Raw genomic sequence first — 15,140 nt, forward strand, 5'->3', positions numbered from 1 at the left:
GCTCAGAAGCGCCGCGTGAGTTCGATGCCGGCCGAGACCGAGCGGCCCAGACCGGGTTCAAAAAACCGGCCGTTGCCATCGTTGACGATCACCGAGCCCACATGCTTCCTGTCGGTGAGGTTGTCGATGCGAACGAACTCGCGCCAGGTCCAGGCGCCGGTGGTTTGTTCGAAGCGGGCGCCGATGCTGAACAGCGTGTGACCCTCGGCCAGCGCCGTGCTGGTGTTGTTGGCGTCATTGGCAAACACACTGCCGGTGTGCCGAGCCTCCAGCGTGAAGACGCCTCCGATGGCAGCGGCCGTGGCAGGCGCCCACGCCACCTGGGCAAACAACTGGTGTTCGGGCAGGCCCGGCATGCGGTTGCCAGCGGGAATGCTGGCGGTGCCACTGCCATAGCGCGCACGCAGGTAGGTGTATGCGCTGCTCAGCGTGACGCTGCCCATGCCGTACTCGGCCGAGAGTTCCAGACCCTGGCGTTTCGTGCTGCCACCGTTGGTGAAGCTGGCTCGTCCGTCGATGGTTCCGGCGGAGACGATCTCGTCCTCGGTGCGAATGTCGAACAGCGTGGCGTTCCAAAGACCTGAGGCGTTGCGTCCGCGCAGACCGGCTTCGGCCTGTGTGCTCCTGCTCGCGTTGAGGCCGGTGTTGAACCCGGCGGCTCCCCCGACGCTGTAGGCCGCTTCGTTCAGCGTGGGGGTTTCCAGACCGCGACCCACCGATGCAAAGGCTTGCACTTGCGGCGAGAGTTGCCAGCGCACGCCCACCACCGGCAAGTAGCCGCTGAAGTTCGATCCTCCGCTCTGGTCACCATTGGACAGGAATGCGTCGGATGAAACATAACGGGCGTTGACACGGCGCAAGCCACCTTCGAGCGTCCAGTCCGCTTTTTGCCACGCAGCGCGCACATAAGGATCGAGCGTTGTGGCGCGGTTGGTTTCTTCGCGCCGCAGCGCGCCGAGCACGCCGACGGTGCCGCCCACAAAGTTTTCATAGCCGCGGCGCAGGTCGGTCTGCCTCTCGCCAGCCAGTCCGGCGCTCAGGTCGAGTTGCCCGCCCTGCCATTCGCGTTGCAGGCGCCAGCGCGCGTTGAAACCCCAGTAGTCCCGGTCCAGATCGATCACGCCGCCCGAACTGCCGGCGGCGCCCTGGACGCCGGGCGGGATCGACTGGAACTGGATCACCCGACGTTGCCCGGCATAACCCATCAGCTCGACCTTGTGACCGTTGCCCAGTGCTTGATCCCAGGCCAGTCCGGCTTGCGTTTGAGAGACCGATTTGCGGGAGTTGAACTGGATCGCCTGTGGCGTTGTCAGCGGAGTACCAGCGTCCAACTGGGTTCGGCTGAGGCCCTGCGGGTCGAGTGCAAATGCGCTCTGCCGGTTGAACACGAGCGTGGTCCGCCCGCCGTCATGGGCGCGCGAGAGCTTGGCGTTGGCTGTGCTGCGGTGCGCCGCCGACTGTGGACGTGCACCGTCGGTGGCGAACTTGCCCACGTCCAGCGTGTACGACCAGCCGGGGGCTTCTGCGGTACCCGTCTGGCCAGTGGCTTGTGTCGACAGGCGCCACAGACCGTTGGCACCGAGTGCCGCGCCCACGCGCAGTTCACCGGGGCGGGTGCCGTTCTGCGTGTAGGCCAGGATGGCCCCACCGCTGGAGGCACCGTACAGCGCGGCGAACGGTCCCCGCACGACCTCGATGCGGTCGGCGCTGCCCAGCGGGAAGTTGGCCGCCTGGCCCGACCCGTCGGGCGCACTCGCCGGGATGCCGTCGACAAACAGGCGCACGCCGCGCACACCGAAGGTGGAGCGCGCGCCGAAGCCGCGGATGGAGACCTGCAGGTCCTGCGCGTAGTTTTCGCGGTTGCGGATCACCAGACCCGGCACGCGCGCAAGACCTTCGGAGAGGTTGATCTGAAGCTGGCCGGCGCGCAATTCGGTGCCGTCGACCACGTCCACCGTGGCGGCGCCGCGCCAGCGTTGCTCGGCCGAGCCGCTGCCGGTGATGACCACCGGTGCGAGCGATCCGCCGTCGGACTCGGGCGGTGCGGGGTTGGTCTGGGCGTGCAGCAGCGCGGGCAACGCGGCCAACGGAAAAAGTGCCAGGGTACGGATGTGCATGGTGGGGCGGGGTCCGGGGTGTCAGGGCGCTTGCACGCTGATCTGCAGTGACGAATACCAGGCGGCGAGGTCTTCGATCTCGGCGTCGGTCAGGGGTTTGGCGATCACGCCCATCACTTCGTGTGGGCGTTTGCCACTGCGGTAGTTTTTGAGCTGTTCGACCAGGTAGATGGCGGGCTGGCCCGCGAGGTGAGGCGCGTTGGGCATCATGGACATGCCGGTCGGGCCGTGGCAAACCGCGCAGGCCGCGTTGGCCTTGGTGCGGCCGGCCACGGGGTCGGCGGCGTGCGCGGCGCCCACGCTCAGCACGGCGGCGATCAGGAGGGAAATTCGCATGGGAAGGGAGTCCGTTCAAACGTGAAAGGGCGCCAGACGACCCGCGCGGGTCGCCTGGCGCCAGGGACCGGGCCAGGTCCTGCTGGTTGGCCCGATCAGTTCGCCGAGTAGGTGACGCGGTAGATCGCGCCGACGTAGTCGTCGGAGATCAGCAGCGAGCCGTCCTTCATGGGCGCCACGTCCACCGGGCGGCCTTTGTAGACGCCGTTGCCGTCCAGCCAGCCCTCGGCAAACACCTCGGACTTGCCGGCCGTGCCGTTGGCGTTGAGCGGAATGAAGTTGATCAGCGCGCCGGTGGCCTGGCTGCGGTTCCACGAGCCGTGCGAGGCCACGAAGATGCCGCCCTGGTACTTGGCCGGGAACTGCTTGCCGTTGTAGAAGGTCATGCCCAACTGCGCCTGGTGGGCAGGGAACTCCACCTGCGGGAACACGGCGTTGGCAGGCTCCTTCATGTCCTTGAGGTCGGGCGCGGCGGGTGAACCGGCCACCTTGTACTTGCCGTTCCAGTAGGGGTAGCCGAAGTGTTCCCCGACCTTGGTGGAACGGTTGAGCTCACCCGGCGGCACGTCATCGCCCAGGCCATCGGTCTGGTTGTCCGTCCACCACACCGTCTTGTCCTTGGGGTTGATGTCCATGCCGACCGAGTTGCGCATGCCGCGCGAGAACACCTCGCGCTTGGAGCCGTCGAACGCGTTCATGCGCACGATGCCGCCGATGCCCAGCTTGTCGTACAGGTCGACCTTGCCCGCGGGCTGCACGTTGTGCGGCTGGCCCAGGGTCACATACAGCATGCCGTCGTCGGCCACGCGGCAGGTGCGCGCGCCGTGGTTGAACGACTCCTCTTCCACCGGGATCAGGCCGCCCTGCGGCACCACCTCGATCACCGCCACGTCCGGGCCCTCGTAGAAAAACTCGGCGGCGGGGAAGTTGAGCACGCGGTTGTGTTCGACCACGACCAGGAAACCATCCTTGGTCCAGCACACGCCGTTGGGCACCTTGAAGTTGAGCGACGGTGCGAAAGGTTTGACCTCGTCGGCCGCACCGTCGCCGTTGCGGTCGGTCACGGCCCACACGCGGGTCTTGCGGGTGCCCACGAAGAGCATGTTGGTGCTGGGGGCCACCGCCATGTGGCGCGCGTCGGGGACGACGGCGTAGAGCTCGATCTTGAAGCCCGGGGGCAGCTTCACGGCCTTGAGGTTGGCGCGGATCGCATCGGCGTTTCTGCCTTCCTGCGGGACCGGTGGAATGTTCAGGTCAACGCCTGAGACCTTCATCTGCTTGAGTGTGGACAGGTTGTCCTTGCCGGCCTGGGCCAGCGCGCTGGTGGCCAGGCCGCAGGCCATCAAGGCCAGCAACAGTTTCTTGCTTTTCATGCTTGTCTCCTCTGAGGGTTTTTAGATTCCCGAAAACCACTTTTCGGGAAAAACATTCTGGAGGGAAATCAGAAACGGTTGCAAGCCACAACGTTGGTGGGGGTTTGTGGTGTTGCGCCGCTCCGAACGCCTGGGTGGCGTGCTAGTCAAGTGCTGGGCTCGCAGAGGGTGTGAAGCGTGAACCCGATGAAAAACTGTCGAAAAATTTGACAGCAGCAGCAGGCCATGAGTGGGCTTTTCTGACAAACCGTTACGAATCATGGGTGCACCAAGTTGGCCCGCGTCTTGCAAGGTAATGTCTATCTCGCACGAAAAGTGCATTGACTAAACCTAATCACATGACCTCCTTCGCCAAGATTGCTCTCGCCGCCGCTCTGGTCGCCACCGTGGGCGCTGCCTCCGCAGCCCCGACCGTGTTCTCGTCGGTGGGTGGTGCACCAACCGGTGTGAACAAGTGGAACCTGGACGGTGACATGCCCCAGGGCACGGACCTGAGCTCCGTCGTTGTGACCCCGAACGCAGCTTTCGTGACCGGAGGCGCCAACGGCATCTACGCAGCGCCCTTCCTGTCGGGCGACAACGGCGTGGGTTTTGGTGCCGGCGGTACCGACCAAGCCGATGGTGCGGACACCACCCGCTACCTCACCACCGGTTCAACCAACGCCAACAGCAACGCCAAGATCACCATCAACTTCAGCGCTGACCAGTTTTACTTCGGTCTGCTGTGGGGCTCGGTGGATGCATTCAACACGATGGAGTTCTTCAACAACGGTCTCTCCGTGGGTTCACTGAACGGCACCAATGTCACCCCGGCTGCCACCGGCAACCAGGGCCAGGCTGGCACCTACTACGTGAACATCGATCTGGCCGAAGGCTTTGACAGCGTCGTCTTCAAGAGCACCAACTACGCCTTCGAATTCGACAACATCGCCTGGAGCGCCAACCGAGCTGTGCCCGAGCCAGGCTCGCTGGCCCTGCTGGGTCTGGGCCTGGCCGGTCTGGGCTTCGCCCGCCGCCGCCGCGCCGCCTGAGCGTTGCGCCCGAGCGGGTCCGCCCGCTCATCAAAAAGCCCACCTTCGAGGTGGGCTTTTTTGTGGGCGCCGCTTGCGTCAGTCCGGCACCACCGCCGTCACCTCGATCTCCACCTTGGCCCGCGCTTCCACCAGTGCACTCACTTCCACACAGGTCATGGCCGGGAAGTTCCTGCCCATCACCTCGCGGTAGGCCTCGCCGAGTTCGCGCAGGCGGGCGTTGTACTCGACGCGATCGGTGATGTACCAGGTCATGCGCACCATGTGCTGCGGCCCGGCGTCGGCACAGGTCAGCACATCGCGGATGTTGAGCAGCGCCTGGCGCGTCTGCGCAATGAAGTCGTCGCTCTCGAAGGTCTGGCTGGCGTTCCAGCCGATCTGGCCGCCCACGAAGACGTGGGTGCCGCGCACGGCGATGCCGTTGGCGTAGCCCTTGGGGGAGGCCCAGCCGGGCGGTTGCAGGTGTTTCATATCGGAGTGGTTAGTCAAGAACAGAACAAAGGTGGTGTAGTGCATCAGCCAGGCCGCGAGCGCTGCATCGCAGCCCAGGGACACCGAGGGTCCGGCTCCGCCGGCCCCAGGTGTCGCCCCCCTCCAAGCCGCAGGCGCCAGAGAGGGGGGAGGCGCCGTCAGGCGACGTGGGGGGTGTCATTCGGATTGGCTTGCTGGCGCAGCGCGAAGCGCTGCAGCTTGCCGGTTTCGGTGCGCGGGAGTTGGCTCACAAAAACCACCTCGCGCGGGTATTTGTACGGGGCCAGGCTGTGCTTCACATGGTCTTGCAAGGCTTTCACCTGCGCTGCGTCGACTGGGTGGCCAGGCTTGAGCACCACGAAGGCCAGCACGATCTGGCCGCGCTCCTCGTCGGGCTTGCCCACCACGCCGCACTCGGCCACCGCCGGGTGCTCCAGCAAGGCAGCTTCCACCTCGGGGCCGGCCACGTTGTAGCCGGCGGTGATGATCATGTCGTCGGTGCGCGCCTGGTAGAAAAAGTAGCCGTCGGCGTCCATGCGGAAGGCGTCGCCGGGGTGGTTCCAGCCGCCCTTGACGTAGCTCGTCTGGCGCTCGTCGTCCAGGTAGCGGCAACCGGTCGGGCCGATCACGGCGAGCTTGCCCACTTCGCCGATCGGCAGTGGCTCACCTGCGTCGTTCACCACGCGCGCCTGGTAACCCGGTACCACCTGGCCGATGGCGCCGCGGCGCACCGACTCCGGTGGCGACGAAATGAAGATGTGGAACATCTCGGTGGCTCCGATGCCGTCCAGCATCTCCAGCCCGGTGGCTTCTTTCCAGAGCTGGCGCGTGGCGTCGGGCAGGCCCTCACCCGCGCTCACGCTGATGCGCAGCTTTCCGATGCCGTGCACTTTGGCGAACGCGGCCATCTGGCGGTAGAAGGTGGGCGCGGTGTAGCAGATGGTGGCGCCCACGCGGGCCATGAGCTGCACCATGCCCTCGGGCGTGTAGGGCACGGACGGAAAGTACACCGAAGCGCCGGCCCACATGGGAAACACCAGCAGGCCGCCCAGGCCGAAGGTGAAGGCCAATGGCGGTGAGCCCATGACGATGTCGTCCGGCGTGGCGCGCAGCACGTGGCGCGGCCAGGTCTCGCAGGCGGCCAGCACATCGCGGTGGCTGTGCACGGCGGCCTTGGGCGTACCGGTGGTGCCGGAGGTGAAGGCCAGCAAGGCGATGTCGGTGGCGGCGGTGGGGCAGGGCGCACTGTGGGCGCACTGGCGACGCGCCAGGGCCTCCAGCGATTGCGGCACCTCGGCATCACCCGTGTTGAACACCAGCAGCGTCATGCCGGCGGACGTGGTGTCGGCCGCGAGCGCCGCTTTGAGTTCGTCCTGCAACTTCACGTCGCACAGCGCCAGCACGGGTTGCGCCTTGTGGATGATGGCGCCGAGCTCCTTGGCGCGCAGCAGCGGCATGGTGGCCACCGCGATCAAACCCGCCTGCACCGTGGCCAGCCAGGCCAGCGCCATGGCCACCGAGTTGCCACCGCGCAGCAGCACACGGTTGCCGGGCACGAGGCCCAGTTCCACGGTGAAGACGTTGGCCATGCGGTTGACCTCGGTCTGCGCCTGCGCGTAGCTCAGCGTGCGCTCGTCGCTGCGAAACAGGGGGCGGTCGGCGTGGCCGGCGGCGGTGGCGCGCTCGAACAGCGCCTGCACCGCGTTGACCTGCGCAGGCAGTTGCAGCTCCGGCCGATCAAAGCGCAGCTCGGGCCACTGCCCGGGTGGCGGCAGGTGGTCGTGCACAAAGTGGTCGACTTGTGCGGAAGGCATGGCAACTTTGTTCATTTCAATGCCGCTTTTCCCAGAATCAACAGTTGCACTTCGCTCGCACCTTCGTAGATGCGCAGCGAACGGATGTCGCGGTACAGGCTCTCGATCTTCTGGCCCACCTGCACGCCGCGTCCGCCGAACATCTGCAGCGCCATGTCGATCACGCGCTGCGCGTTCTCGGTGGCGGTGAGCTTGGCGGCGGCGGCCGCCGTGGTGTAGGCCGGCGTGCCCATGCCTTGCGTGGTGCTGCAGTCGCGCTGCCAGGCCGCGCGGTAGGTGAGCAGGGCGGCGGCGTCGATGAGGGCGCTCATCTCGCCCAGGCGGGCCTGCGTGAGCTGGAAGTCGGCCAGGGTCTGGCCGAACATCTTGCGGTGCTTGGCCTGCGCCACCGCTTCCGCGAATGCGCGGCGCGCCATGCCGAGCGCGGCGGCGGCCACCGAGGCGCGGAAGATGTCCAGCGTCTGCATGGCGAGCTTGAAGCCGCCGTGCAGCGGGCCAACCATGGCGTCGTTGTCCAGTGCACAGTCGGCAAAACGCAGCGTGGCCAGTGGGTGCGGCGCCATCACGTGGATGTGTTCGCTGCTGTTGAGGCCGGCTTGATGTGCTTCGACGATGAAGGCGCTGATGCCACGCGCGCCGGCCTGCGGGTCGGTCTTGGCGAACACCACGTAGAAGTCGGCCAGGTCGCCGTTGCTGATCCAGGTCTTGGTGCCGTTGAGCAACCAGCCGCCGGCGGTCTGCACGGCTTGTGTGGCCATCGCCGCCACGTCGGAGCCTGCGTCGGGCTCGCTCAGTGCGAAGGCCGCGATCTTCTGGCCGCTGGCCACGGCGCTCAGGTACTTGGCCTGTTGCGCGGGTGAGCCGGCGATCGTGATCACACCACTGCCCAGGCCCTGCATGGCAAACGCAAAGTCGGCCAGGGGGGAATGGAAAGCGAGTGTCTCGCGCAGGATCACCAGCGAGCGCGAATCGAGCGCGGGCAATGCGCCGCCGTGCGCGGCGGGCACGCAGTAGCGCAACCAACCGGCTTCGCCCAGCCGCGCCACCCAGTCCTTGCAGGCGGCGCGGTCGTCGCTCTCGTTCACGTCCTGCAGCGCGGCCCAGTCGGCCAGGCGCGGCGCCATGTCGCGGTGGTGCGCGTCGAAAAAGGGCAGTTCCCACTGCGATAGAGGTGGGTGCATGCCGTGGGGGTGTTCGAAGGCGACCATCAGGACTCCCGCCGGGCCGCCCCAAGGGAGGCCAGCGCCCCTGTGGGGGGCAGTGAATACACGAAGTGATGAGCGTGGGGGTTCATGGTCAGTCCCCTTTAAACACGGGGCGTTGCTTGGCTGCAAAGGCCTCATACGCACGCCTGAAGTCCTGCGTCTGCATGCAGATCGCCTGCGCCTGCGCTTCGGCCTCGATCGCCTGGTCCAGCGTCATGGCCCATTCCTGGTGCAGCATGGTCTTGGTCATGCCGTGCGCGAAGGTCGGGCCTTGCGCGAGTTGCGCGGCGAGCTTGTGCGCGGCGGGCAGCAGCGCGGCGGTGTCGTGCAGCGTGTTGAAGAAGCCCCAGGCGTGGCCTTCGGCGGCGGTCATGGCGCGGCCAGTGAACAGCAGCTCGCTGGCGCGACCCTGGCCGATCATGCGCGGCAGCAGGGCACAGGCGCCCATGTCGGCACCGGCAAGGCCCACGCGGGTGAACAGGAAAGCCACCGTGGCTTGTGGCGTGCCCAGGCGCAGGTCGGAGGCCAGGGCCATCATGGCGCCGGCACCGGCGCACACACCGTCCAGCGCGGCCACGATGGGCTGCGGGCAGGCGCGCATGGCGCTCACCAGCGCACCGGTCATGCGCGTGAAGGCCAGCAGCTCGGGCATGGTCATGGTGGTGAGCGGGCCGATGATCTCGTGCACGTCACCGCCCGAGCAGAAGTTGTCGCCCGCGCCGGTGAGCACCACGGCCTTGATGTCGGTGCTCTTCTGCAGCGCCAGGAACCAGTCGCGCAGCTCCGCGTACGACTCGAAAGTCAGCGGGTTCTTGCGCTCGGGCCGGTTGAGCGTGACGGTGGCCACGCCGTCGTTCACGCTGAGTGCGAAGTGGCTGGGGCGTGCGTCGGCCATGGCGGTGTACTGGCCGCGCATGGGGTTGTGGTCGGGGATGGGGTGTTTCATGCTTCGATGCGCTGGTTGATGTCGAGTTGATGAGCCTTCACCTTGCCCAGCAGCTTGTGCAGGCTCTCCAGGTCGCGGGGGCTCAGGCCCTGGAAGGCGTCCACGATCCATTCCTCGTGCTGGCGCGCCATCTCGGTGAAGGTGGTGCGGCCGTGCTCGGTGAGGGCCACGCGGAACGCGCGGCGGTCGCCGTCCACGTCCAGCCGCTCCACGAGACCTTCGTTCACCAGCTGGTCGGTGATGCCGGTGACGTTGCCGCCGGTGACCATGAGCCGGTGCGAGAGCTCCTTCATCTTCAAACCCTCGGGGTGGCGCTCGAGCTGGGCCATGAGGTCGAAGCGTGGCAGCGTGGTGTCGAACTGCTCGCGCAGGCCGGCGCGCACGCGCTTTTCGATCAGCTGCGAGCAGGTGAGCAACCGCAACCACAGGCGCAACTCGTGCGCGTGTTCGCTGTGGGCGCGGGCTTCCAGGTCCAACAGGTCCCCACGCTCCCCCGCTGCGCGAGGTCCGCTGCCCCCCGAGGGGGCTGAGCCTGCCTTGGGGCGGCCCGGCGGCTGGCTCGTGATCTTGCCTTCTCCGTTGAGGCTCATGGTTGTGCTTCCTTCAAGGCTTGCTGACGCGCGGTTTCGCGGTAGAGCTGGTCGCGCCCACTCTCGTACTGCCGCGGCCATTGCAGCGCGCGGGTTTGCAGCTTCGCGGCCTCGTGCAGGGTCCAGGCCGGGTCGGCCAGGTGGGGGCGTGCCACGGCGCAGAGGTCGGCGCGGCCGGCGGCGATGATGCTGTTGGCGTGGTCGGCCTCTTGAATGGCGCCCACCGCCATGGTCAGGATGCCCGCCTCGTTGCGCACGCGGTCGGCAAACGGCGTCTGGTACATGCGGCCGTACACCGGCCTGGCCGCGCGCGTGGTCTGGCCCGAGGACACGTCGATCACGTCGCATCCGGCGGCCTTGAACAGCCGCGCCATCTCGACCGCATCGTCGGGCGTGTTGCCACCGGGGGCCCAGTCGTGCGCGGAGATGCGCACACTCATGGGCCGGTCCTCTGGCCACGCGGCGCGCATGGCGGCAAACACCTCCAGCGGGTAGCGGCAGCGGTTGGCCAGCGTGCCGCCGTACTCGTCGGTGCGTTGGTTGGTCAGCGGGCAGATGAAGGCCGAGAGCAGGTAGCCGTGGGCCGCGTGCAGTTCGAGCCAGTCGAAGCCGGCGGCGGCTGCGCGCTTCGTCGATTCGACAAAAGCCGCGGTGAGTGAGTCCATGTCGGCGCGTGTCATGGCACGCGGCACCTGGTTCTGCTCGCCGTAGGGCACGTCGCTGGCGGACATGACGGGCCAGTTGCCGCTCTCCAAGGGTTCGTCGATGCGCTCCCAGCCGAGCTGCGTGGAACCCTTGGGCCCGCTGTGGCCGAGCTGGATGCCGATGTGTGCGTGGCTGCTGTGGGTGAAGTCCACGATGCGTTGGAAGCCGGCTTGCTGCGCGTCGTTCCACAAGCCGGGGCAGCCGGGTGTGATGCGGCCCTCGGGCGTGGGGCTGGTCATCTCCACCATCACCAGCGCGGCGCCACCGAGGGCGCGCGCGCCCAGGTGCACCAGGTGGTAGTCGCCCACCGCGCCGTCGACCGCGCTGTACTGTGCCATGGGCGAGACGACGATGCGGTTCTTTAGCGTGAGGCCGCGCACGGTGAGCGGAAGCAGCATGGGCGGCGTGGGGTGCGGGTGTGAGCCCCCACGCTCCGCCGCTGCGCGGGTCGCTGCCCCCCGAGGGGGCTGATCCGGCTTGGGGCGGCCCGACGCCGGATCGGCCTTCGCTTGCAACCAAGCTTCGTAGCCTTCCAGCCACCCTGGATCGCGCAGGCGCAGGTTCTCATGGCTGATGCGCTGGCTGCGCGTGAGCAGCGAGTAGGCGAACTGCTCGACTTCCATGCCGGTGTAGCGGTCCACGTTCTCGAACCACTCGGTGGAGTTGCGCGCGGCGTTCTGGATCTTGAGCACCTCCACGCTGCGCCGCGCTTCGTAAGCTTGCAGCACCTCGGCCACGTCGGTGTTGGCATGGCGCGTGAACTCGTTGGCCAGGTCGATCGCGTCCTCAAGCGCGAGCTTGGTGCCGCTGCCGATGGAGAAGTGGGCGGTGTGGGCGGCGTCGCCCATGAGCACGATGGGTATCTGGCGACCAGCAACTTCAATCTGGTGTACCCAGGTCTTGCAGATCACGCGCGGAAAGCGGATCCAGTTGGCCGAGCCGCGCAGGTGCTGCGCGTTGCTGATGAGCGCGTGGCCTTCGAGCCGGTCGGCGAAGAGCTTCTCGCAGAACGCTACGCCCTCGGCCTGTTCCATCTGGTCGATGCCGTGCGCCTTCCACACCGCTTCGGGCGTTTCCACGATGAAGGTCGAGGTCTCGCCGTCGAACTTGTAGGCGTGCGCCTGAAACCAGCCGTGCTCGGTCTGCACAAAGTCGAAGGTGAAGGCGTCGAAGGTCTTCTTGGTGCCGAGCCAGACGAAGCGGCATTCGCGCGTGTCGATGTCGGGCTGGAAGGTCTCGGCGTAGCGGGTGCGGATGCGGCTGTTGAGGCCGTCGCTGGCAATCACCAGGTCGGCGTTGTACTGCGCCGCGAGCGCCTGGTCGTCGGTCACGTCGGTTTCGAACACCAGGTTCACACCGAGGGCCAGACAACGGTCCTGCAGGATGTTGAGCAGCTTCTTGCGCCCGATGCCGCAGAAGCCGTGACCGCCCGACCGCACGCGGCCGCCCTTGTAGAACACCTCGATGTCGTCCCAGTGGTTGAAGGCTTCACCAATGAGCGTGGCCGATTCGGCGTCGGCCGAGCGCAGGTTGCCCAGCGTCTGGTCCGAGAGCACCACGCCCCAGCCGAAGGTGTCGAACGGCCGGTTGCGTTCGACCACCGTGACGGTGAGCGAGGGGTCGCGCTGTTTCATCAGCAAGGCGAAGTAGAGGCCGGCCGGGCCGCCGCCGATGCACAGGATGCGCTGGAGTACCGTGTCTTGAGTGTTCATGCCTAATTAGTTTAGACTTGAATTATTCAGCTTCAATCGGGTTTACCCGCATCTGTGTCGTACCCCTGCCCGTATGGAGTACGCTGGTGAAACAGCGAAACCACAACAAGGAGACACCATGTCCCTGTACCGATTCAAATCCCGCGAGACCGGCGACCTGGTCATGCTGGCCCAGCACGGCAAGCGCCTCCTGGAAATTCTCGGCAAAGATCCGTCAGGCCCGGGCGTGGTGATGCACCAGCAGATGCCCGCCGCCATTCAGGCCATCCGCGATGCGATCGTGCTCGAAGAAGCCGACCAGAAGAGGCAGATCGAAGAAGCCGCGGCCCGCGGCGACGTGGCACCGGTGTTCGATCAGGTGAGCCTGCGCATGCGCAGCGCGCCGTTCATCGAGATGCTGGAGCGTTGCGAAAAGGCGGGGGTCGAGATCGTCTGGGGGGTCTAGAAGAAGCACCCCCCGCGTCGCCTGTGGCGCCTCCCCCCTCTCTCGCCTGCGGCGGGAGGGGGCGACACCTGGGGCCGGCGGGGCCGGACCCTCGGTGTCCCTGGGGTGGGACACGCGCACCGGAGCGCGATGCCTTCACCAAGAGATGCCACGGAACCGGCTCTGCCGGGCCGTGGGCATCGCCCCCTGTCAGGGGGTCGCGCGAAGCGCGGCGGGGGTCAGTCCACCTTCGCGCCGGACGCCTTCACCACCGGCGCCCACTTCGCGATCTCGGCTTCGATCAACTTGGCGAATTCCTGTGGCGTGTTGCCGCTGGGAATCGCGCCTTGGGCCACGAGCCGTTCTTTCACCGCGGGCAGGCCCAGCGCCTTGGCGGTTTCCTGTTGCAGGCGGTTCACCACCTCGGGCGGTGTGCCGGCAGGTGCGAGCAGTCCGAACCAGGAGCTGGCTTCAAAACCCGGGAGTGGCCCCGCTTCGGCCACGGTGGGAATGTCGGGCAGGGCGCTGGAACGCACGGCGCTGGTGACGGCAAAGGCCTTCAGGCCGCCGGCCTGGATGTGCGGCATGGCCGAAGGCAGGTTGTCGAACATCACGTCCATGGCGCCACCGAGCATGTCGGTCATGGCCGGGCCCGATCCGCGGTAGGGGATGTGCGTCATGAAAATGCCGGTGCGCGACTTGAACAGCTCGCCGGCCAGGTGGATCGAGGTGCCGTTGCCGCTGGACGCCATGTTGAGTTTGCCGGGGCGGGACTTGGCGTACTTCACGAAGTCGGCCACGCTGTTGATGCCGAGTTCCTGCGCGCGCTTGGTGTTCATCACCATCACGTTGGGCACACCGGCCACCAGCGTGATGGGGGCAAAGTCCTTTTGCGGGTCGTAGGGCAGCTTGGAGTACAGCGACTTGTTGATGCCGTGTGTGCCCACCGTACCCATGAGCAGCGTGTAGCCGTCGTTGGGGGCTTTGGCCACCAGGTCGGCGCCGATGTTGCCGCCCGCGCCCGCGCGGTTCTCCACCACCACGGGCTGGCCGAGGGCCTTGGTCAGCTCGGGCGCCAGGGTGCGCGCCAGGATGTCGGTGGTGCCGCCGGGTGCGAACGGCACCACGATGCGGATCGGTTTGCCGGGCCAGGCGGACTGTGCGGCCACCAGCCCGGGCAGGGTGGTGGCGGCCACCGTGAGTGCGACGAGGGTGCGACGGGAAAGTTTCATGCTTGTCTCCTGATGTGGTTGTGCGGGTCAATGTAGCGGTTGCCGTGCCTGTTCTCGCGGGAGACAGCGCACGGCCCAAACAAATACAGCCCGCGCTGGCGGGCTGTATTCAGGGCGAGATCAACGCTCAGTCGGCGAACTGGCCGGCGGCGTCGATGGCGGTCTTGAGCTTGGTGATCTCGTTGGCCACAAACGCCTTGTGGCCGGCGGGGGTCACGCGGTTGTCTTTCACCACGATGGCGCCCAGGTCTTCCTGGCTCTTGATGAAAGCGGGGTCCTTCAGGGCCACCTGCAGCGCGTCGTTCAGGCGCTTGGTGACTTCGGGTGGCGTGCCCTTGGGCGCGTACAGGCCGTGCCAGATGGTCAGGTTGAATTCTTTCAGCCCCATTTCCTGCATCGACGGGTAGTCCTTGAGCAACTTGTGGCCGTCCAGGCGCTTGGCGGTGGTCACGGCGAAGGCCTTCACACGACCGGCTTCGATCTGAGCGGTGGTGTTGGTGGTCTGGTCGCACATGACGTCGACCTGGCCGCCGATGAGGTCGTTCATGGCCGGGCCTGTGCCGCGGTAGGCGATGGTGGTCATGGACTTGTCGAGCTTCACGGCCGACTGCCACATCAGGCCGCAGATGTGCGAGGCGGAACCCAGGCCGGCGTGCGCCAGGTTGAGCTTGCCGCCGTTGGCGCGGATGTAGGCTTCAAAGTCGCGGTAGGTGTTGGCCGGCAGCTTGGGCGAGCCCAGCAGCGTCATGGGCACATCGTTGATCATGCCCAGGTATTCGAAGTCTTCCAGCGGCTTGAACTGTTGCTTGCGGTACAGGCTGGTGGTGGCGGCCATGCCGATGTGCCAGACCAGCAGGGTGTAGCCATCGGGTGTGGCGCGGGCCACCTTGGTGCCTGCAATGGTGCCGCCGGCGCCGGCTGCGTTTTCCACCACGATGTTGGCGCCACCCAGCGGAGCGCGCATGGCTTCGGCCAGACGGCGGGCCACCAGGTCGGTCGGGCCGCCGGCGGCGAAAGGCACCACGAACGTGATGGGTTTCGCGGGGAAGGCCTGCGCAAAAGCGCCGGTGGAAACGGTGGCTGCCAAGGCGACAGCGAGCAAGGTTTTCATGGAGATCTCCAGCTGGGTTTAGTGAACCCGTGAATCGTATCCCCCGGGTGGCGTCGGGAAATCGCGGAAATTA

At 66.7% G+C, this 15,140-nt stretch carries 13 protein-coding genes; 2 read left to right on the forward strand and 11 right to left on the reverse strand.

From position 1 onward, the window contains the following. Positions 1-2: 2 nt before the first annotated feature. The 3 genes from BSY239_RS01115 to BSY239_RS01125 all read right to left on the reverse strand — a co-directional run bounded on the left by BSY239_RS01115 (position 3) and on the right by BSY239_RS01125 (position 3,826). Positions 3-2,117 (reverse strand): TonB-dependent receptor family protein, encoded by a 2,115-nt coding sequence (locus BSY239_RS01115; RefSeq protein ID WP_069045212.1) that lies wholly within the window; start codon positions 2,115-2,117, stop codon positions 3-5. 21 nt (positions 2,118-2,138) lie between these two features. After that, entirely contained in the window at positions 2,139-2,453 is a 315-nt protein-coding gene (locus BSY239_RS01120) for a c-type cytochrome (RefSeq protein WP_069045213.1), read from the reverse strand. Positions 2,454-2,548: 95 nt separating this feature from the next. Next, positions 2,549-3,826, reverse strand: coding sequence for a PQQ-dependent sugar dehydrogenase (locus BSY239_RS01125; RefSeq protein ID WP_069045214.1), 1,278 nt, complete (start codon positions 3,824-3,826; stop codon positions 2,549-2,551). A 338-nt stretch (positions 3,827-4,164) separates the two neighbouring features. On the opposite strand from BSY239_RS01125, the gene BSY239_RS01130 reads away from it, so the two are divergent. Next, positions 4,165-4,857 (forward strand): Npun_F0296 family exosortase-dependent surface protein, encoded by a 693-nt coding sequence (locus BSY239_RS01130; protein WP_069045215.1) that lies wholly within the window; start codon positions 4,165-4,167, stop codon positions 4,855-4,857. Positions 4,858-4,935: 78 nt separating this feature from the next. On the opposite strand, the gene BSY239_RS01135 is transcribed toward BSY239_RS01130, so the two are convergent. The 6 genes from BSY239_RS01135 to BSY239_RS01160 all read right to left on the reverse strand — a co-directional run bounded on the left by BSY239_RS01135 (position 4,936) and on the right by BSY239_RS01160 (position 12,300). Continuing rightward, positions 4,936-5,328 (reverse strand): RidA family protein, encoded by a 393-nt coding sequence (locus BSY239_RS01135; RefSeq protein WP_069045216.1) that lies wholly within the window; start codon positions 5,326-5,328, stop codon positions 4,936-4,938. Positions 5,329-5,486: 158 nt separating this feature from the next. Continuing rightward, a complete protein-coding gene (locus tag BSY239_RS01140) occupies positions 5,487-7,142 on the reverse strand; it encodes an AMP-binding protein (RefSeq protein WP_083240140.1) in 1,656 nt (551 codons plus the stop codon). Between the two features lie 11 nt (positions 7,143-7,153). Continuing rightward, positions 7,154-8,350 carry an acyl-CoA dehydrogenase family protein gene (locus BSY239_RS01145; RefSeq protein WP_156775389.1) on the reverse strand — a complete coding sequence of 399 codons (1,197 nt, stop codon included), beginning with the start codon at positions 8,348-8,350 and terminating at the stop codon, positions 7,154-7,156. An 88-nt stretch (positions 8,351-8,438) separates the two neighbouring features. Next, positions 8,439-9,293 carry an enoyl-CoA hydratase family protein gene (locus tag BSY239_RS01150; protein ID WP_069045218.1) on the reverse strand — a complete coding sequence of 285 codons (855 nt, stop codon included), beginning with the start codon at positions 9,291-9,293 and terminating at the stop codon, positions 8,439-8,441. Then, positions 9,290-9,769, reverse strand: coding sequence for a MarR family winged helix-turn-helix transcriptional regulator (locus BSY239_RS01155; protein ID WP_069048695.1), 480 nt, complete (start codon positions 9,767-9,769; stop codon positions 9,290-9,292). Before BSY239_RS01155 ends, BSY239_RS01150 begins: the two co-directional genes overlap by 4 nt. Before the next feature lie 110 nt (positions 9,770-9,879). Then, entirely contained in the window at positions 9,880-12,300 is a 2,421-nt protein-coding gene (locus BSY239_RS01160; protein ID WP_069045219.1) for a bifunctional salicylyl-CoA 5-hydroxylase/oxidoreductase, read from the reverse strand. 118 nt (positions 12,301-12,418) lie between these two features. Between BSY239_RS01160 and BSY239_RS01165 the strand changes: the two genes are divergently transcribed. After that, positions 12,419-12,745 (forward strand): DUF1840 domain-containing protein, encoded by a 327-nt coding sequence (locus tag BSY239_RS01165; protein WP_069045220.1) that lies wholly within the window; start codon positions 12,419-12,421, stop codon positions 12,743-12,745. 218 nt (positions 12,746-12,963) lie between these two features. On the opposite strand, the gene BSY239_RS01170 is transcribed toward BSY239_RS01165, so the two are convergent. After that, positions 12,964-13,956: a Bug family tripartite tricarboxylate transporter substrate binding protein gene (locus tag BSY239_RS01170; protein ID WP_083239743.1), complete on the reverse strand. Its 993-nt coding sequence runs from the start codon at positions 13,954-13,956 to the stop codon at positions 12,964-12,966. 127 nt (positions 13,957-14,083) lie between these two features. After that, positions 14,084-15,067 carry a tripartite tricarboxylate transporter substrate-binding protein gene (locus tag BSY239_RS01175; protein WP_069045222.1) on the reverse strand — a complete coding sequence of 328 codons (984 nt, stop codon included), beginning with the start codon at positions 15,065-15,067 and terminating at the stop codon, positions 14,084-14,086. Positions 15,068-15,140 lie beyond the last annotated feature (73 nt).

The organism is Hydrogenophaga sp. RAC07 (assembly GCF_001713375.1).
Classification (GTDB): Bacteria; Pseudomonadota; Gammaproteobacteria; order Burkholderiales; family Burkholderiaceae_C; genus Hydrogenophaga.

Bases quoted from the DNA above. Each gene is read 5' to 3' on its own strand.
- BSY239_RS01115 (WP_069045212.1), bottom strand. From the start codon at position 2,117: ATGCACATCCGTACCCTGGCACTTTTTCCGTTGGCCGCGTTGCCCGCG.
- BSY239_RS01120 (WP_069045213.1), bottom strand. From the start codon at position 2,453: ATGCGAATTTCCCTCCTGATCGCCGCCGTGCTGAGCGTGGGCGCCGCG.
- BSY239_RS01125 (WP_069045214.1), bottom strand. From the start codon at position 3,826: ATGAAAAGCAAGAAACTGTTGCTGGCCTTGATGGCCTGCGGCCTGGCC.
- BSY239_RS01130 (WP_069045215.1), top strand. From the start codon at position 4,165: ATGACCTCCTTCGCCAAGATTGCTCTCGCCGCCGCTCTGGTCGCCACC.
- BSY239_RS01135 (WP_069045216.1), bottom strand. From the start codon at position 5,328: ATGAAACACCTGCAACCGCCCGGCTGGGCCTCCCCCAAGGGCTACGCC.
- BSY239_RS01140 (WP_083240140.1), bottom strand. From the start codon at position 7,142: ATGCCTTCCGCACAAGTCGACCACTTTGTGCACGACCACCTGCCGCCA.
- BSY239_RS01145 (WP_156775389.1), bottom strand. From the start codon at position 8,350: ATGGTCGCCTTCGAACACCCCCACGGCATGCACCCACCTCTATCGCAG.
- BSY239_RS01150 (WP_069045218.1), bottom strand. From the start codon at position 9,293: ATGAAACACCCCATCCCCGACCACAACCCCATGCGCGGCCAGTACACC.
- BSY239_RS01160 (WP_069045219.1), bottom strand. From the start codon at position 12,300: ATGAACACTCAAGACACGGTACTCCAGCGCATCCTGTGCATCGGCGGC.
- BSY239_RS01165 (WP_069045220.1), top strand. From the start codon at position 12,419: ATGTCCCTGTACCGATTCAAATCCCGCGAGACCGGCGACCTGGTCATG.
- BSY239_RS01170 (WP_083239743.1), bottom strand. From the start codon at position 13,956: ATGAAACTTTCCCGTCGCACCCTCGTCGCACTCACGGTGGCCGCCACC.
- BSY239_RS01175 (WP_069045222.1), bottom strand. From the start codon at position 15,067: ATGAAAACCTTGCTCGCTGTCGCCTTGGCAGCCACCGTTTCCACCGGC.